This window comes from Arcobacter ellisii, assembly GCF_003544915.1.
GTDB classification, from domain to species: Bacteria; Campylobacterota; Campylobacteria; order Campylobacterales; family Arcobacteraceae; genus Aliarcobacter; species Aliarcobacter ellisii.
Window position 1 is genome coordinate 1,531,231 of sequence record NZ_CP032097.1, and the last position, 20,282, is coordinate 1,551,512.

The following is a 20,282-nucleotide window of genomic DNA, read 5'->3' on the forward strand; positions in this document are numbered from 1 at the left end:
ACAAAATTGACATTTCATTAACGCTGAGTTAACCTCTAGTTAATATAATCGTCAAAATTAAAAATTTAAAGGATATTTTTTGAAGCTTACAAATGTCTTATTTTCATTTAAGACTACATTGATTTTACTTGCTTTATTAGCAATTGGAGCGGGAGTTGCTACCTTTATAGAGAATGATTTTGGTACATCTTCAGCAAGAGTTTTGGTTTACAATAACCTTTGGTATGAAACTGTTCTTGTATTAACTACAATCAATTTAATTGGAATAATTTTTAAATATAAAATGTGGAAAAATAAAGCTAGATTTATATTTCACTCATCTTTTGTAATTATTCTAATTGGAGCAGGTATCACTAGATATGTTGGATATGAAGGTATTATGCAAATACCAGAAGGTCAAACAGAAAATAAAATGCTTTCACTTGAACCTTATTTACAAGTTACTATAAAAGATGGTGATAAGGTTTACTATCAAGAATATCAAAAAGAGTTTACTTCTTTACTTTCAAGTTTAAACAACTTTTCACATGAAATAAATTTTGGTGATAAATCTTTAACGCTAAATTATAAAAATTTTATGTTTGCAAAAAAAGAACAAGCAAAAATGGGACTTTTAAGTGTTCAAGCTATTTATAATGGACAAATCCAAGATATTAGACTACCTGGACTTAGAGGGCAAAAAGGAATAGCTAGAGACTTAACTTTTGATAATATAGCTGTTACTTTAGAGTATGGTTCTAAAATTGTTGATTTACCTTTTTCTATAAAATTAAATGACTTCCAACTTGATAGATATCCAGGTAGTATGTCACCTTCATCTTATGCATCTGAAGTTACAGTTATAAAAGAAGATGGAAAATCTTATGATTATAGAATTTTTATGAATAGAACTTTAAGTGAAGGAAATTTCTTATTTTTCCAAAGTTCATATTTCCCTGATGAAACAGGAACTGTATTATCAGTAAATAATGACCCAGGAAAATGGCCAACTTATTTAGGATATTTTTTATTAACACTTGGATTACTTTTAAATTTCTTTGATAAAAAATCAAGATTTTGGAAATTAACAAAATTTGTTAGTAATAAAAATCTTGCATCAATTGCAATTATTTTTGCCTGTACTTTTAGTACAGTTTCACTTAATGCTGCTGAAAATCAAACTGAAGTTGATAATACAGCACAAACTGTTGAATACTTAAATAAATTAAAAGATGAATCTTTACAAACTGCTGATAAATTTGGTCATTTAGTTGTACAAAGTAATGGTGGAAGAATGAAACCATTAGCAACTTTAAATAGAGAAATTATTCAAAAATTAAGTGGAAAAGCGTCTGTTTTAGGAATGAGTGCTGACCAATTAGTTTTAGGTATGTTATCTAAACCTGATGTTTGGAAAGATGTTAAAATGATAAAAATCCAAACACCAAAATTAAAGAAATTTTTAGGTGTTGATGTAAATGAAAAATATATTGCTTTTTCTGAAGTATTTAGAAATGGTGAATATTTATTAGCAGCTGAAGCAGAAAAAGCTCTTCAAACAAAACCTATTGAAAGAGGAACTTACGAAAAAGATATTATTAAATTAGATGAAAAATTAAATATTATGTATTCTGTATTTAATGGTTCATTATTAAATATCTTCCCAAAAGTTAAAGATGCAACAGCTCAAGATGATAATTCAAAATGGTATTCTCCTTTAGAAGCAATGCAAACTTTTACAGGACAAAATCAAGCTGCTGTTGAAACTATAACAAGAGGTTTAGTAAACTCTATTGTTGAAAATAAATGGGAAGATGCAGATAACTTTATTAATATGATTTCAATATATCAAGAAAAAGTTGGAGCAGATGTAATGCTTTCAAAATCAAAAATTGATGCAGAAATTTTATTTAATAAAATTGATATCTTCTTCAAATTAACTTTAGCTTACGTACTTCTTGGTTTTGTAATGCTTGTTGTGGCATTTATTGTTATTTTCAAACCAGAATTTCAACCTAAAAAAATCACAACTTCATTTTTTGTGATTTTAGCAATTTTATTTGCTTTACAAACTTTTGGTATGGGTTACAGATGGGTTTTATCAGGACACGCACCTTGGTCAAATATTTATGAAACTTTAGTTTATATTTCTTGGTCAGCTGTTTTTGCTGGAGTTATTTTCTTTAGAAAATCTCTTTTAGCTTTAAGTGCTGCTGTTATTATTGCTGGAATTTTCATGTTTACAGCTCACTTAACAGATGTTGACCCACAAATTACAAACTTAGTTCCAGTTTTAAAATCATACTGGTTAACAATTCACGTTTCAATTTTAACAGCATCTTATGGATTCTTTGGACTTGGAGCAATTTTAGGATTCTTAACATTAATTATGTTTATTTTTAGAAAAAATAGACCACACCTTGATGATATAATCAAACACGTTACAGCAATTAATGAAATTGCTTTAATTATTGGACTTGCAGCTATTACTGTTGGAAATTTCCTTGGTGGAGTTTGGGCAAATGAATCTTGGGGAAGATATTGGGGCTGGGATCCAAAAGAGACTTGGGCTTATGTATCAATCGTTGTTTATGCATTTGTAATTCATTTAAGATTTGTAAAATCTCTAAATACTCCATTTGTATTTGCAACAGCCTCTTTATTGGCATTCAGTTCAATTTTAATGACATATTTAGGAGTAAACTTCTATTTATCGGGAATGCATTCTTATGCAACAGGTGATCCTGTTCCAATTCCTACTTGGGCATATGTAACTGTAACTATAGTTATAATTACAATTTTACTTGCTTTTAAAAACAGAGATTTAAAAGAGAGTATCTAAACAAACAATTAAGGAGTTAAGTTATTTAACTCCTTAATAAATTATTTTTTTCTTATAAAACCCTGTTTTTAACTTTTTAACATCATTTTTTTCATATAATCCCTACTTTAAATTAAATCTTAGGTAAACAATGCATAGTGATAAATTAAAGAATATTATAACTTATACAAAAAACTTTAATGTTTTGTATATAGAAGATAATCTTGATGTACAATTTCAAACAAACAAAATGTTATCTTCATTTTTTAAAAAAATTGAATTAGCAGATAATGGAAAAATTGCCCTTGATTTATTCAATAAAGAGTGCTTTGATCTAATAATTACAGATATAAAAATGCCTTTGGTTGATGGTATATCTTTTATTGAAACAGTAAGAATAAAAAATAAAAAAATTCCTATAATTGTACTTTCTGCCCACGATGACAAAGAATATTTTATGAAGACTATTAATGAAGGAATTGATGGTTATATTTTAAAACCTTATACTTTGGAACAAATTGCAGAAACTTTAGATAAATTGATTGACAAATATGACTTAAAAAAGAAATATGATAATAGAGTCAAATTAAAATATGGTTTTGTTTGGGATAAAACTACTAATCAATTATTAAAAAACAATGAAATAATAAAACTATCAAAATATGAAAGAAACCTTTTTGAACTATTTCTTCTTACAAATTGTGTATCAAAGACTTATGATGAGATTGAATACAATTTATTTAATAATTATGAAGATAATACAAAAAGATTGAGAAATTTAATAACAAGACTAAAATTAAAATTAAATTGTGATTTATTTGAAGCAGTTTACTCTTTTGGATATACTCTAAAATATGAAGAAGAAGAATGAAATTCATACTTCTTTTTTTCATTCTTTTTACTACTTTTTTAAATGCAACAAATAATATAAATCTAACAAAAGAAGAATTAGAATTTCTCTCAAAAAATCAACCTTTAAAATTACATAACGAACAATATTGGCCTCCTTATAATTTTAATGAAAATGGTATTGCCAAAGGTTTTGTTATAGATTATGTAAATCTTTTGGCAAGAAAATTAAATATCCACGTAAAATATATTTCAGGTCCATCATGGGACGAATTTGTAAAAATGTTAAAAAAAGATGAAATTGACGCTATTATAAATATGTCAAGCAGTCCCCAAAGAGAAAAATTTTTTAATTTTTCAAATGTTTATCATTCTGCTTCTAACGCAATTTATGTAAAAAAAGGAAATGAACACTTAGATACATTAGAAAAACTAGAAGGTAAAACTATTGTAATGACAAAAGGTTTTTTTGCTCAACAATATATAGAAAAACACTATCCAAATATAGAACAAATCTTAGTAACTGATTCTGTTGAAGCATTAAAATTGCTCTCTTTAGGAAAAGCCGATGCAACAATTGATAAAAAAAATGTAATGGATTACATAATTTCAACAAAAAATATTTCAGAAGTTGTACCTACAAACTATATTGATGATAATAAGTTAGTTAGTCATATAAGTATTGCTACCTCAAAAAACAAACCTCTTTTAAATTCAATATTTATAAAAGCTCAAAATAGTGTTACAGATGAAGAGTTGTTGAATCTAAAAAGAAAATGGTTTGGTACAACTGAAATTCATAATGAAAAGAATTTTTTAACTAATGAAGAAAAAACTTACCTTAATAATAAATCTGTTATAAAAATGTGTCATATTATAGATTTAGAACCTATTGAATTTTATGAAAACAATGAAGTTAAAGGTATAAATATTGATTTATTAAATTTGATTGGGAAAAAACTTAATATCAAATTTGAGAATATAAAAGTTTATAATTATGAAACTGCTATAAGATATTTACAAACTGGTGTTTGTGATATTTTACCTACAACACAAGAAGATACAAAACTTAAAAATATTGCACTTTTTACCAATCCTATTTTAAGTTATAAACTTGCGATTATAACCCAAAAAAACAAGCCTGTTGTAGAAAGTATAGATGAAATTTTAGACAAAACAATGGCTAAAAAATCAACTTCTGAAAATATTGATTATTTTAAATCAAAATATCCAAACATTGATATTTTTGAGACTTCAAATGATTATGAAACCTTAGAAGCAGTTAATAACAACAAAGTATATTATGCTGTTGAACCTCTTCCTGTTATTGCTTATTATGTATCAAAATATGCTTTTAATGATATTTTTATTTCAAGATATACAGATTTAACTTTAAATACAAAAATAGCCATTTCAAATGAAAACTATGTTTTATATAAAATTCTAAATAAAACTATTGAACAAATAAAAGAGTATGAATATACAAATATTTCAAACAAATGGGCAAACTCTTTTTTGAAAAATTCTTATGATTATTCTCTTTTATGGAAAGTTTTATCTTTTATTTTTATTGTTTTATGTGTTTTAATTTATAGACAAATTATTTTAAATAAACATAATAAAGCTCTTAAATTAGCAAATAATGAGATTGCAGAAAAAACAAAATTAATTGCAAAACAAAAAGAACTTTTTGAAAAATTATATAGTAAATCAGCAGATGGAGTTTTACTTATAAAAGATAATAAAATTATTGATTGTAATGAAGCAAGTTTAAAGATTCTTCAATATGAAAAAGATGAACTTTTAAATAAATTTTTACCTGATATTTCACCTAAATATCAATTAAATGGAGAAAGTTCAAATATAAAAGCCCAAGAAAAAATCAATGAAACCATAACAAATGGTATTTCTAGTTTTGAATGGATTTTTCAAAATAAAGATTTAGAAAATCTTTGGATAGAAATCGTTTTAACTTATATTGAAATAGATGATGTTCCTTTAATTCATACAGTAATTAGAGATATTAATAAACGAAAAAAAATGGAAAAAGAGTTAGAGAGTCTAACTTATAAACTAGAAGAAAGAATCGCCGAAGAGATTAAAAAAAATAAAGAAAAAACAAATCAACTAATCCAACAATCAAGACTTGCACAAATGGGTGAAATGATTAGTATGATTGCCCATCAATGGAGACAACCACTAGCAGCAATTAGTGCAACAACAAATAATTTATTATTAAAAATCATCTTAGGTAAAAAGATTGAAAATAAAGATTTAGAAGTGGAACTAAAACTAATAAATGATTATTCTCAACATCTTTCTTTAACAATAGATGATTTTAGAAACTTTTTTAGAAGTGACAAAATAAAATTTGAATCTTCTTTAAAAGAGATAATCCAAAAATCTATAAATATAATTAAAACATCACTCATTTCAAAAAATATAGAATTAGAGATAAAATATCAATATGATGAAAAAATCACAACTTATATAAATGAAGTTCAACAAGTAATTTTGATTATTTTAAAAAATGCAGAAGATGCCTTTGAAGAAAGAGATATAAAAAATAAAAAGATTTTTATAAAAACATCAAAAATTGATAATTTTGCAGTTATTGAAATAAATGATAATGCAGGTGGAATTTCTCTTGGAATTATTGATAAAGTATTTGACCCATATTTTTCAACAAAAAAAGAGAAAGAAGGAACAGGAATTGGTCTTTATATGAGTAAAATTATTATTGATGAACACTGTTTGGGAAATTTAAGTGTTAGAAATAGTGAAAATGGTGCACTTTTTACCATCAAATTGCCTCTTAGTTTATAATGATATAATACAAAAAATTTAAAAGGATTTTTAGAAAAATGAATAATAATATAATTGATATTTTCAAAGAAATTACAGCAATTCCTAGATGTTCAGGAACTCACGAACCATTTATAAATTATATGAAAGAGTTATCAAAAGAGTTAGGATATTTGTGTTTAGTTGATGAATTTAACAATATTTTATGTAAAAAAGAGAATTCAACTGCAAAACTAGCTTTTCAATCTCACTATGATATTGTTTGTTTAAGTGATAATTGTGTCCCACAAATCATTCAAGATGGGGATTTATTAGAAGCTGTTGATTCAACACTTGGAAGTGATAATGGAATTGGATGTTCATATATGATTGCTTTAATGTGTGAAAAATATGATGGAGAGTTTTTATTTACAAGTGATGAAGAGATTGGTCTAATTGGAGCAAATAATTTAAGTTTACCACTAAATGCCTCTTATATGTTAAATCTTGATAGTGAAGAAGAAGGTGAGATTTGTATAGGCTGTGCTGGTGGAGTTGATATTTTTGGAACAAATTTTAATAAAAAAATAGTTCAAAATACGCAGAATCTTGATTTATATGAAATTAGTATAGGAAAACTTCAAGGTGGACACAGTGGTGTTGATATAGATAAAAATATTCCAAATGGTATAAAGTTAATAGCAAAAACTATAAAAGAGTGCAATGGAAAACTTTTAGATATAAATGGAGGTGAAAGAATCAACTCTATTCCAGTAAATGTAAAAGCAATAATTGCAAGTGAAACCCACCCTATTTCTGCTCACGAAAATATGATAATAAATAAAATAGATACAAAATCTGAACACTTAAATATCTACGATGATAAAATAATCGATTTTATCTACGACTTCCAAAATGGTGTAAGAGCTATGAATGAAGAGTTAAATGTAGTTCAAACTTCAATAAATCTAGCAATCATAAAAACAGGAATTGATGGAATAACAATAGAATTAAGTGGTCGTTCTATGGATAATGATGATTTAAAAAATCTAAAAAATGAAACGATAGAAATGCTAAAAAACTATAACTTTGAAGTAACAACAAATGGAAAATATCCAGCTTGGAAACCAGATATAAATGAATTTACCTCAAAAGTTTTGGAAATATACAAAGAGTTTAATGAAAATGCTTCACTAGAAGCTATCCACGCAGGACTTGAATGTGCAATATTTAAAGACAAATATCAACATATAAAAGTAGCTTCAATTGGACCAACTATAAATTTCCCTCACTCAAAAAAAGAACAAGTTTCTATAAAATCAGTAGAAAATGTTTATAAGATTGTGAAAAAAATAGCTTTAGAGATGAAATAAAACTATCCTCTAAAATATAGAGGATAGCTAAAAGAAATCTTAAAAATCGAAATCAAAAATCTCTGATAAAAATCCCTCTTTTTTCTTTTTATGGTAACCATGATTAGCATGATTATCATATTTATTATGATGTTCTTTATGAGATTTTTGCTCATTATATGAATTTTGTGAATATGAATTAGATGTTGATGTTAAATTTCTTTCTATTATTTTATCTAATTCACCTCTATCTAACCATACTCCACGACAAGATGGACAATAATCAATCTCTATACCTTGTCTTTCACTCATTACTAAATCTACATCTTTACAAACTGGACATTTCATTTTTTCCTCCATAAATTATAAATATTTTTATCTAAATGACTATACTATAAGATTTTTATTTAAAATAAATTAAAGATTGTTATTTATCGTTATACTTAGCCTTTTCAATATCATAAGAATATTTATATACCATATAATCAAACATCTTTGCATTTTGATTTTTTTGGAAAAACAGATACATTTCAACAAGTCTAAAAGATATTCTAAAAAATGCTGTAAAAGGAACCATATATGCAGCAATTGTTGCAAAAGTTCTATATGGATAATATTTATCTAACTCCTCTTTTAACTCTTTTAAAACTAAACTCTCTTCTTGTAATTTAGTTCTATCACCACTTGAAATAACTCTTATTGCAATCAAAAAATTTATCACAAACATCAAGGCGTTTAAATTCCAACCAATTATACAAATATCTAAATAACTCATCAACTCTTCTTTTATTTTTATTTAAAAATAATTATAACTTATTTATCTTTTATACTAAATCTATTAAGTATAATTCAAATAAAAATTATTAATGAGAAGTTATGACTAAAAGTGAATATGATTTAAGTATAGAAAAATTAATCTCTTGGGCACAAGCCTATTATGTATTTGATAATCCAATAGCAACTGATGAAGAGTATGATAAACTCTCTCGTGCTTGTTTAGCTTTTGAACAAGAAAATCCACAACTTTCACACCCAAACTCACCAAATAAAAGAGTTGGTGGATTTGTACTTGATGGATTTGAAAAAGCATCTCACCTATCTCGTATGTGGTCACAAGAAGATGTTTTTAATACAGAGGAACTTGAAGATTGGATAAAAAGAGCTTCTAAAGTAAATACAAACTTAGAGTTTTTTTGCCAACCGAAATTTGATGGAGCATCTTTAAATATAATTTATGAAAATGGAATATTAAAACAAGCAATCACAAGAGGTGATGGAACTGTTGGTGAAGATGTAACAAATAATGTAAAAACTATTTACTCTATTCCTCTTCAAATAGAAGAAAAATCTTTAATAGAAATTCGTGGTGAAATAGTAATCAAAAAAGCCGATTTTGAAAAAATAAATGAAGAGAGAATCAAAAACAACGAACAAGTTTTTGCAAATCCAAGAAATGCAGCAGCAGGAAGTCTGCGACAACTTGACCCAAATATAACTGCAAAAAGAAAACTATTTTTTAATGTTTGGGGTGTTGGTTTAAACTCACTTGGTTTTACAAAATACTCTGAAATGATGGATTATATCTACTCTTTAGGATTTGTAAAACCACCTATGCAAACTTTAACTTCAAGTGTTGAAGGAATTGAGAAGCTTTACCATGAAATAATAAAGGTTCGAGATGAAATAGAAATGATGCTTGATGGAATGGTTGTAAAAATCAATGATATAGAAACTCAAGATGAGCTTGGTTACACTGTAAAATTTCCACGATGGTCATGTGCTTACAAATTTCCAGCCTTAGAAAAAACAACAAAAATCAAAGATATTATTTTACAAGTAGGAAGAACAGGAGTTATCACTCCTGTTGCAGTTGTTGAACCAACAGATATTGAAGGTGTTATAGTAGAACGTGCAAGTTTACATAACTTTGATGAAATAGAAAGAAAAGATATAAAAATCAATGATGAAGTAATAATTATACGAAGTGGTGATGTAATTCCAAAAATTACAAAGGTTTTTACAGAACGCCGAGATGGAACTCAAATTGATATTCCTCGCCCTACTTCTTGTCCTGATTGTTCTAGTGAACTTTTAGATGAAGGAGCACTTATAAAATGCCAAAATCTTGATTGTCCTTCAAGAGTTGTAAATTCTATTATCTATTTTGCTAGTAAGAATTGTATGAATATTGATGGTTTAGGAAATAAAATTGTTGAACAACTCGTACGTGAGAAAAAAATCTATGATATTTTAGATATTTACTCATTAAAATATGAAGATTTACAAGATTTAGAGGGTTTTAAAGAGAAAAAAATAAACAATCTTTTAAATGCAATAGAAAATACAAAAGGAAGTGAACTTCACAGAATCATCAATGCTTTAGGAATTGAACATATTGGGGAAGTTGCTTCAAAACAAATTTGCTTAGAGTTTGGCTTAGATGTTATAAATTTAACTTTTGAACAACTTATAGCCTTAGATGGAATTGGTGAGCAAATGGCAAATTCATTTACTGAATTTATGAGAGTAAATAAAGAGTTAGTTGAAAAATTAATCTCTATAATTAATCCAAAAGTTGAAGAAAAAATTGAAGTTGAAGAAAATCCTTTTAAAGGAAAAACTGTTGTAATAACTGGAACGATGAGTATAAGCCGAGGTGAGATTAAAAAAACACTTGAATCTTTAGGAGCAAAAGTAGCTTCTAGTGTCTCTAAAAAGACAGATTATGTGATTTTTGGAGAAGATGCTGGAAGTAAATACGACAAAGCAATTGAATTAAATGTTCCAACATTAACAGAAGAAGAGATGAACAGACTAATTTCTTAAAAAGGAATATAAATGATTAAAAAACAACGACTTGAAAAGTTTTTATCTAAACATTTTATTAGATATTCATTAATTCCTATCTTAGTTGTTGAAGTTGCATTATTAGTTATGTACTTTTCAATAAATTCATATATCTCTTCTAAAAATATCAATTTATTGCTTGGGGAAGCTCAATCTTATTCTCAAGCAATACTTGAAAATGAAGCTACTTTTATTAGTGAAAAATTAAATGAAGTTTCAAAAACGGCTCTTCTTTTACAAAATGAACACCAAACAATTTTTACAAATCCAAATAGATTTGGTTTACCAAATAATGAACCAAAATTTGCAATTGCACCAAATGGTGTTTTTTATAAAACAAATGAAATAGGAGCAAGTTTATATTACTCTTCTAAAACACCTATAACACAAAAAGAAGTAGATAAAGCAACATTTACTGAAGCTATGGATATCTCTTTAAAAAGTGTTGTAGATATAAATCCTGATATTGTTGCAGCATATTTTAACTCTTGGGATAATATGAATCGTTTATATCCTTTTATTCCTAAAGTTTATGAACAATATGGTGAACACATAAATATGGAAGATTATAACTTTTATTATTTAGCCACTAAAAAACATAATCCAGATAAAAAACCTGTTTGGACGGGAGCTTATCTTGACCCAGCTGGAAATGGTTGGATGTTATCTTGTATAGTTCCAATATACAAAAATGATTTTTTAGAGGGTGTTACAGGACTAGATATTACAATTGATAGGTTTGTTAAAAATATTTTAAATAGAAAACTTCCTTATGATGCAAATTTATTCATGGTTGATAAAGATGGTATGATTTTAGCAATGCCTGAAAAAATAGAAGAATTATTAGGACTAAAAGAGTTAAAAGAACATTTATACACAGATGCTATCTTAAAAACTATTTCTAAACCTGAAGAGTTTAATTTATTAAAAAACAAAAGTCCATTTGCAGAACATTTTAAAGATTTAATAAAAAATAATAAAACTCTATCTACACTAAAAATCAACGATAATGAATATGTAACTTTACAACAAAATATAGATGAAACGAACTGGAAATTGATGATTTTAATTGATAAAAAGAACATATTTGCATCAATTGAATATCTAAAAAACTTATCAAATAAAATCGGTTATATAGCTATTGCTTTATTATTATTGTTTTATATTATATTTTTCTATTTATTATTGAAAAAAATAAATAAATTCTCTTTTTCAATTACTCAACCTATTATTGATTTATCAAAACAAACTTCACAAATAAAAGAGACAAATAGTGATATAAAAGTTCTTGATACAAATATTTTAGAAATTTCTCAATTAAGCCAAAATTTTACAGAAATGATTAATGAGTTAAATCTGAAAAACAAAAAACTATATGATGCGAAAGTTTTCGCAGAAGAAGCAAATAAAGCAAAAGATAATTTCTTAGCAAATATGAGTCATGAACTAAAAACTCCATTAAACTCAATAAATGTAATTAGCGATATTATGCTTAAAAATAAATCTAACTCTTTAGATGAAACCCAATTAAAAAATATCCAAATTATAAATAAATGTGGTAAAGATTTAATTTATTTAATAACAGATATTTTAGATTTATCAAAATTAGACGCAAAAAAAATAAACCTTTCTATAGAAAAAGTTGATATTAAAAAATCTATTCAAACAATCTATGATAAATTTTATGAACAAACAAAAAATAAAAATCTGGAATTTGTTTTAGAAATAGATGAAAATATAAAAGATATTTATACTGATTTAGAAAAATTAAAACAGATAATAAACAATCTTTTAAGTAATGCGATTAAGTTCACAAATAAAGGTCAAATTAGATTAAAAGTTAAAAATGAAAATGAGTTTATTAAAATAAATATAGAAGATGATGGTATTGGAATTGCTCAAGAAAATCTTAATGAAATTTTTGAAAGATTTAAACAAGTAGATAGTAGTACAACTAGGAAATATGGTGGAACTGGACTTGGTTTGGCAATTTCTAAAGAATTATGTAAATTATTAGATATAAAAATTGATGTAAAAAGTGAATTAAATAAAGGAACAACTTTTGAATTATTGCTTCCTAAAAATTTAAAAAATGAAATAAAAAACTCAATCAAAAATGAAGAAAAAATAGATTCATTTGAAAATATCAAATTAGAAAATAGTTCTCAAATAGAGAAAAAAACTAAAGAGAGTATTTTAATTTTAAATAATGACCCAATCACTTTTTTAAATTTAATTACCATATTGAATAAAAAATATATTGTAAAACAAACAAATTCTTTGGATAAATTGATTGATTTGAAAAACAAAAATGAAAACTCAAAGATTATGATTGATATTTCAAAATTAAGTGATTTAGAAAAAAATCTAATAAACGAAAAATTGGATAATAATTTGATAATTCTTTATTCAAATGATGAATTAAATTCTGTAAAAGAGGAAAAAATTGAAAAATCTTTTAAACTTCCTCTTTCAAATGAAGAAATAAATAATATATAAATAGATGATTTTTTATCATCTATTTATTTCAAAGTTCAATAATAAACTTCAATCCTTTTTCCCCATTTAAAACTTCTAGTTTACCTTGAAAACTATTTTCAATAATAATTTCAACTAAATATAAACCTATTCCCGTACCATTCTCTTTTGTTGTAAAATATGGTTCTTGGATTCTATCTAAATTTTCTTTATCTACACCGCCGGCATTATCTTCTAGGATTAAAACTATTTTACTTTTTTCTTTATATAATTTTATAAATATCTCTGGATTTTTTATATCTCTTTCTTTAAATGCATCTAAAGAGTTATTTACAATATTTATTAAGACTTGTAATAACTCTGTTTCTACACCAAAAATCTCCAATTTTTCATCAATATCTAAATTTATGACTGCATCATATAATTTGATTTTATTTTTTAGTATCTCTTCTGTTTTATCTATACAATTTTTAATTAAAAAATGCTCTTTTATTTTATTTGGTTTGAAAAAATTTAGAAAACCATTTATTGTTGTATCCATATAATTTATTTGTTTTTTTGCATTTTCAGAAAAACGTTTCATACACTCTTCATCTAATTCACTAAAATCAAAAGCCATATTTATATTATCACAACTCATTGACAAAACATTTAGTGGTTGTTTTAATTGATGTGAAATTAAACCTATCATTTCACCCATTGAAGCTAATTTGCTATTTTGAATTAATAAATCTTGAGTTGTATTTAATTTTTCAGTTGTCTCTTTTATTTTATTGTAAATATCAATATAGATTTTTAATTTTGAAGTTAAAAGATTTTTATTTATTGGCTTTGTTATATACTCAACACCACCAACTTCATAACCTTTATTTTTATATTCATCTTTATCATAAATCCCTGTTATAAAAATTATAGGTATATGTTTAATTGAATCTACACCTTTTATATATTGTGCAAATTCAAATCCATCAATATCTGGCATTTGAATATCAGTCAAAATCAAATCAATATTATTCTCAACTAATACTTTAATTGCCTCTTTTGCATTTAATGCTGTAAAAATATTTACATCAAAACTCTCTTCAATCAATAATCTTAATGAATAGATATTTTCTTCAATATCATCTACAATCAAAATAGTAAACTTTTTCATCATATTCCTATCATTTTTTAATAAAACTTTCTTTTATTATATTTCAATACCATTATTTTATTATATTCAAAAAAAGTATTATAAAAATATCATTTTATTTTTTAAAGGAATAAAAATTGTAAATTATTCGACCAGTTATTAATATAATAAAATTATGATTTTATGCTAAAGTTATAATAAGACGTTTATATAGTAAAAAGTGTAATTATTTTTTCAAATTATAACTAGATTAATTATATAAAATAATTTTATCTTATTGAGTAAGTAGAGTTTTTAATGAAAATTGAAAAGAGTTCTGAAACAATTTTTATTGTTGATAATTCAGTGCAACAAAAAATAAAAAGTTTAATTGAAGAGAAATATAATAACATTATACATTTTTATAAAATTGATGAAATTATAAAATTAATTAAACTACAACAACCTGCTTTGATAATACTAAATATTAATTCAAAAGAGTATGATGAAATCTCTTTTTTAAAAAAAATATCTACTTTAGAAATTCCTATAATACTTTGTGGAGTAAAAGAGATTTCAGTTATTAAAAATGCATATAAATTAGGTGTTGTTGATGTTATAAAAGAGCCATTTTTAAAAGAAGAATTATATTTCAAAATTGATTTGTGGATTGATAATAGAAAAAAGCAAAAAGAGTCAAATCACTCTTCATTATTGTTACAAGAGTATAAAGATGCCGTAGATGAGAGTTCAATAGTTTCAAAAACTAATAATAAAGGCATCATAACTTATGTAAATGAACAGTTTTGTTTATTATCAGGTTATAAAAAAGAGGAATTAATAGGAAAAAATCACAATATTGTAAGACATCCTGATACTCCTAAAAAAGTTTTTGAAGAGATTTGGAACACAATAAAAAACAAAAAAATTGCTTGGAAAGGGAAAATAAAAAACAAAAAAAAAGATGGTTCATATTATTGGGTTGAAGCTTTTATAAAACCAATTATTGATAAAAATGGAAATATTGAAGAATTTATTGCTTTAAGAAATGATATAACAGAACAAGAAGAGGCAAAAGAGTATTTCAAACTTAAATTAAAAGGTTCAGAAGATAATCTCAATCACTCTATAAAACTTGCAAAAGAGTATGAAAAAGCCATTGATATAAGTAGTATTTTATTAAGAACAAATAATTTTGGAGAAATTATTTATGTAAATGATAAATTTATTGAACTTACTCAATTTTCAAGAGAAGAATTAATTGGTTCTGATTATAAAATTTTTAAACATAAAGATATAAAAGATTCTTTATTTGAAAATCTTGAATTATTGATTGATGACAAAAAGATATTTAATAAAATATTAAATAACAAATCAAAAAATGGGGATAACTATTGGATAAATATTACTATTGTTCAAATAAAAGATGATAACAATTTTACAATAGAATATATGTGGATTATAAATGATTTAACTGAACTATTTAATCTAAATGAAGAGATTCAATCAACTCAAAAAGAGATTATTTATAAAATGGGAGAAATAGGAGAAACAAGAAGTAAAGAGACAGGAAATCATGTAAAAAGAGTTGCTGAATACTCAAAACTTCTTGCAATTCTTTATGGGATAAGTGAAAATGAAGCAAATAATTTATTAATTGCTTCTCCTATGCACGATATTGGAAAAGTTGGTATTCCTGATTCTATATTAAAAAAACCTGGAAAATTAACTCCAGATGAATTTGACTTTATGAAAGAACACTCAATAATTGGTTATAACATTTTAAAAGATTCTAATAGAGATATTTTAAAAACAGCAGCAATTGTTGCAAAAGAACATCATGAAAGATATGATGGTACTGGATATCCTTTTGGATTAAAAGGTGAAGAGATACATATTTATGGAAGAATTACAGCAATTGCAGATGTTTTTGATGCTTTAGGAAGTGATAGATGTTATAAAAAAGCTTGGAAAGATGAAGAAATCTTTGAACTTTTAGAAAATGAAAAAGGAAAACAGTTTGATCCATTTCTTGTGAGTTTATTTTTAGAAAATAAAAACTTATTTATTGAAATTAGAAATAGATATAAAGATTAAGAACTAAAATCAAAATGTTACTTTTTTATATATTTTTCCAATCTATAAGACTATTTTTTTAAATTGCTACGGTTATGGCACGTTTTTATTTTATAATACAAGATATATCAATAATTATAACACAAGGTTAAAAGATGAGTGAAGAAGTAAAAAGAGAAAAGTCTCTTACAATGACTATGTTAATGACTCCAGATAAAGCAAACTTCTCTGGGAAAAATGTTCATGGTGGAGAAATCTTAAAAATGTTAGATCATGTTGCATATGCATGTGCAGCAAGATATACAGGAATGTATGCAGTAACATTGTCAGTAGATATGGTTTTATTTAAAGACCCAATTAAAATTGGTTCTCTTGTTACTTTCCATGCTTCAGTTAATTATACTGGAAGAACTTCTATGGAAATTGGTATTAAAGTAATTTCAGAAGACATTAAAGACCATACAATCAAAAATACAAATGTTTGTTATTTTACTATGATTGCAGTTGATGAACACGGAAAACCAGCACCAGTTCCTAAATTAGAATTAGTAACTGAAGATGATAAAAGAAGATATAACGATGCTATTCAAAGAAGAGAGATTAGAATGGCTTCAAGACACGCAAAATAATCTCTTTTATTTCCATAAAAAAAGGGGAAGATTTTTAAATCTTCCCCTTTTTATTTAGCTAAAAAACAAACTTACGCTTGTTCTTTAGACTCAATGTACTCTTCATAAGTACCTTTAAAATCAACTATTGTTCCACCTGGTTGAATTTCAATAATTCTATTTGCATAAGCATCTAATAATTCCCTATCGTGAGATACACAAATTACAGAACCTGCATAATCATTTAATCCTTCACCTAAAGCAATAATAGCTTCTAAGTCTAAGTGGTTTGTTGGTTCATCTAAAACTAAGAAATTTCCTTGCTCTAACATGATTTTAGAAAGCATCATTCTATGTTTTTCTCCCCCTGAACAAGAATCAACTTTTTTCTCTTGTTCTTGACCGTTAAATAACATTCTTCCCAAACAATTTCTGATTTCAGAAATATCTGCATCTCTATCAAAACTTCTTAACCAATCATATAAAGTCATATCACCTTTGATAATATCAGTTGCATTTTGTGGAAAATATGAGTTTTGAATAGTTGCTCCCCATAAAACTTCTCCAGAATCTGGTTTTAAATTACCTTCTAAAATTTCACATAAAGTTGTTTTTCCAATACCATTTGTACCAATTAAAGCTATTTTATCACCTTTTTCAACTGTAAATGAAACATCATTTAATACAACATGGTCATCATAAGATTTAGAGATATTTTTAACAGTTAATAACTCTTTTCCTACTTCTCTTTTTTGTCTAAAAATAATTGAAGGGTCACGTCTGCTTGATACTTGAATTGCACCAACATCAAGTTTTTCAAGTTGTTTCTGTCTTGAAGTTGCTTGTTTTGCTTTAGAAGCATTTGCACTAAATCTAGCGATAAACTTCTCAAGTTCTTCTTTTTCTTTTAATTTTTTATTAACATCTTTTTCATTTTGTTTTGCAATTAAAGTTGATGCAATATACCAATCATCATAATTTCCTGCAAACTCTCTAATTTGTTTAAAATCAACATCTAAAATGTGTGTACAAACAGCATTTAAAAAGTGTCTATCGTGAGAGATAACTACCATTGTTCCTTCATGATGTTGAAGTTGGTTTTCTAACCAACCAATTGTTTCAATATCAAGGTTATTTGTAGGCTCATCTAAAAATAATACATCTGGTTTTGGATATAAAACTTGTGCTAATAAAACTTTAAATTTATCCCCACCTGTTAATGTACTCATTAAATCTTGGTGACTAGCAGCTGGAAATCCTAAATCTTCTAAAATTTTTGTAATTTTAATATCATATTCATAAGTTGGGTCTTCTTCACAACAAATAATTTCAAGTTCAGCAAGTCTATTATTTACTTCATCAGTAAATTCAGGACTCATATAAAGTTCTTCTTTTTCTTTTACAGCATCATATAATCTTTTATTTCCTAATAAAACTGTATCAAAAATTGTATAGTTTTCATAAGCAAATTGATTTTGTGATAATACTCCAACTTTTTTACCATTTTGAACTTGTACTTCACCCTCTGTTGCTTCTTCTTGTCCTGATAATATTTTTAGAAAAGTCGTCTTACCAGCACCATTTGCACCAATAAGTCCATATCTTTTTCCTGTATCTAATTTTAAATTTATATCTTGAAATAAAACTCTTGGACCAAAAGCTTTTTTTAGATTGACAGTTTGAACCATATTATAATTCTCTCCATTTATTTTATTTACTTAATTGTATTGATTTTGCGATTATATCCAAAAAAATATATTTAGGACTTAAGGCTTTTTTTTATAACTCTTTTTCAAAAGCTAATTTCATAATATCTTCTTCACTTACGATATCACTATTATCTTCATTTGGTGGATTTTTAATCCATAAAACTTTAGTTTTTAATTGATCTAATTGATATTTAGTTAAGTTTTTAATTAAAGTATCATTTATCATCTCTTTTGTTAAAGTTCCTGCATTTAGCATTTTTTTGATTACTTTTTCTAAATTCTTTTTTGTTGCTTCAAATGCTTTTTCTTCATCAGTCAATGAAATATACTCTTCATCCAAATATTTCATTACAGAATCACCTGGATATTTATAAGTTGTTACACCTTTATAGTTATATTTTTGGCATTTTAATCTTGGAATATAAACACCAGTAAAAACATATCCTAAAACAGTGTTTATTCCTTCTAGTGTTCTTAAAGGATTATGGGAACAGATATAATCACCTTTTACCATAGTTGGTGAATTCAATAATGAAGTGATATTATTGTGTAAAATAATAAAACTTCCTTTTATCTCTTTTGGACCACCTCTTAAAGAGTTAAGTTCATTTTTATGAGCTAAAAAACTTCCACCAACTTTTTTAGGACTTCCTTCTAAAGATACTAATTCATTTTCACTAATGTCAAAATCTCCATCAACATTATTAAAATTTATAGGCAGTTTAAAAAGATTAGTTAATCTTCCTGATAATTTAACATCTCCAGCAACATCAACTGAACCATCAGATAATATTGTAAAACCTTTAATATCATATTTATTTAGCCAATTTAAAATATCTTCATTGTTGTTTAAAGCAACCATTGGTTTATAAATATGTGATATTACTTCACTACCTTTATATTTCCAATATTTTTCTTCTTCATTAAATCTTGAAGTTAAATTGTTTAATTTTATATCTGTTACTAAATCTCCACCAATTTCATCAGCAAGACCTTCTAAATCAGCTAGATTATTTCCATTACAAATATAATCATGTTTAACTGTAACTGGACCACCATTTAATCTTTCTATAAAATTATGAGAACAATCAAAATAAGTATCAATATTTTTTGGACCACCCTCTAATGATACCAATTTGTTATCATTACATTTAAAATGACCTTTTATAGTTCTTGGACTTGCTTTTATTGATGTTAATTCGTTAAATGAACAATTAAAACTTCCTTTTACCTCTTTTGGAGCATAAGATAATGTTTTTAACTGATTGTAAGAACAATCAAAATCCCCAACTTCTGTAGGAGCATCGAATAGAGAAACTAATTTATTTTTTGAACAATTAAAATCTTTTACTACAACTTTAGGACAACCTTCTAATGTAGTTAAATTGTTATTGCTTATATCAAAATATCCCTCTATTCTATCGAATTTAATAGGAATCTTTTTTCCATTTAATCTTTCATTTAAGTTTACATTTCCTTGGACTGATACATATAAATCTTCTGAAATCATGTAATTATTAATAGAATGTTCTTTTAGCCAATTTTCGATTTCTCCGAGATTAAGCATATCCTACCTTTTAAATATTATTTTTCTAATTTTACTCTAAATTTTATCATTTTATTTCTTATAGCATACTATAATCAATATATACAAAATAACCACTTCTT

General features: G+C 25.4%; 13 protein-coding genes. 8 read left to right on the forward strand and 5 right to left on the reverse strand.

Features of this window, described 5'->3' with window-relative positions:
• Positions 1–79 precede the first annotated feature (79 nt).
• From ccsA to AELL_RS07930, 4 genes are all read left to right on the forward strand, one after another.
• Positions 80–2,821, forward strand: a complete 2,742-nt coding sequence (ccsA, locus tag AELL_RS07915) for a cytochrome c biogenesis protein CcsA (protein WP_118917429.1) — start codon at positions 80–82, stop codon at positions 2,819–2,821.
• Positions 2,822–2,951: 130 nt separating this feature from the next.
• On the forward strand, positions 2,952–3,671 hold the full coding sequence (locus tag AELL_RS07920) for a response regulator transcription factor (RefSeq protein ID WP_118917430.1): 720 nt from the start codon (positions 2,952–2,954) through the stop codon (positions 3,669–3,671).
• Positions 3,668–6,475, forward strand: coding sequence for a transporter substrate-binding domain-containing protein (locus AELL_RS07925; protein WP_118917431.1), 2,808 nt, complete (start codon positions 3,668–3,670; stop codon positions 6,473–6,475). The genes AELL_RS07920 and AELL_RS07925 overlap by 4 nt, the downstream gene beginning before the upstream one ends.
• Positions 6,476–6,513: 38 nt before the next feature.
• The gene (locus AELL_RS07930; protein ID WP_118917432.1) at positions 6,514–7,806 is read left to right on the forward strand and encodes a M20/M25/M40 family metallo-hydrolase; all 1,293 of its coding nucleotides are present in this window, start codon (positions 6,514–6,516) and stop codon (positions 7,804–7,806) included.
• 39 nt (positions 7,807–7,845) lie between these two features.
• On the opposite strand, the gene AELL_RS07935 is transcribed toward AELL_RS07930, so the two are convergent.
• Together AELL_RS07935 and AELL_RS07940 are read right to left on the reverse strand one after the other, a co-directional pair.
• A complete protein-coding gene (locus AELL_RS07935) occupies positions 7,846–8,133 on the reverse strand; it encodes a TFIIB-type zinc ribbon-containing protein (RefSeq protein WP_118917433.1) in 288 nt (95 codons plus the stop codon).
• A 79-nt stretch (positions 8,134–8,212) separates the two neighbouring features.
• A complete protein-coding gene (locus AELL_RS07940) occupies positions 8,213–8,560 on the reverse strand; it encodes a hypothetical protein (RefSeq protein ID WP_118917434.1) in 348 nt (115 codons plus the stop codon).
• A 101-nt stretch (positions 8,561–8,661) separates the two neighbouring features.
• Here AELL_RS07940 and ligA point away from each other — a divergent pair, with 101 nt between their 5' ends.
• Together ligA and AELL_RS07950 are read left to right on the forward strand one after the other, a co-directional pair.
• Complete coding sequence (gene ligA / locus AELL_RS07945) at positions 8,662–10,611, forward strand: NAD-dependent DNA ligase LigA (RefSeq protein WP_118917435.1); 1,950 nt, start codon at positions 8,662–8,664, stop codon at positions 10,609–10,611.
• 12 nt (positions 10,612–10,623) lie between these two features.
• Complete coding sequence (locus AELL_RS07950; protein WP_118917436.1) at positions 10,624–13,131, forward strand: sensor histidine kinase; 2,508 nt, start codon at positions 10,624–10,626, stop codon at positions 13,129–13,131.
• A 28-nt stretch (positions 13,132–13,159) separates the two neighbouring features.
• Here AELL_RS07950 and AELL_RS07955 read toward each other — a convergent pair whose 3' ends face one another.
• Complete coding sequence (locus AELL_RS07955) at positions 13,160–14,263, reverse strand: response regulator (protein ID WP_118917437.1); 1,104 nt, start codon at positions 14,261–14,263, stop codon at positions 13,160–13,162.
• Positions 14,264–14,539: 276 nt separating this feature from the next.
• Between AELL_RS07955 and AELL_RS07960 the strand changes: the two genes are divergently transcribed.
• Both AELL_RS07960 and AELL_RS07965 read left to right on the forward strand, forming a co-directional pair.
• Positions 14,540–16,318 (forward strand): PAS domain S-box protein, encoded by a 1,779-nt coding sequence (locus AELL_RS07960; RefSeq protein ID WP_118917438.1) that lies wholly within the window; start codon positions 14,540–14,542, stop codon positions 16,316–16,318.
• Positions 16,319–16,452: 134 nt separating this feature from the next.
• The gene (locus AELL_RS07965; RefSeq protein ID WP_118917439.1) at positions 16,453–16,926 is read left to right on the forward strand and encodes an acyl-CoA thioesterase; all 474 of its coding nucleotides are present in this window, start codon (positions 16,453–16,455) and stop codon (positions 16,924–16,926) included.
• A gap of 71 nt (positions 16,927–16,997) precedes the next feature.
• On the opposite strand, the gene AELL_RS07970 is transcribed toward AELL_RS07965, so the two are convergent.
• Entirely contained in the window at positions 16,998–18,593 is a 1,596-nt protein-coding gene (locus AELL_RS07970) for an ABC-F family ATP-binding cassette domain-containing protein (RefSeq protein WP_118917440.1), read from the reverse strand.
• 91 nt (positions 18,594–18,684) lie between these two features.
• Positions 18,685–20,181, reverse strand: coding sequence for a hypothetical protein (locus AELL_RS07975; protein ID WP_118917441.1), 1,497 nt, complete (start codon positions 20,179–20,181; stop codon positions 18,685–18,687).
• Between the last annotated feature and the right edge of the window lie 101 nt (positions 20,182–20,282).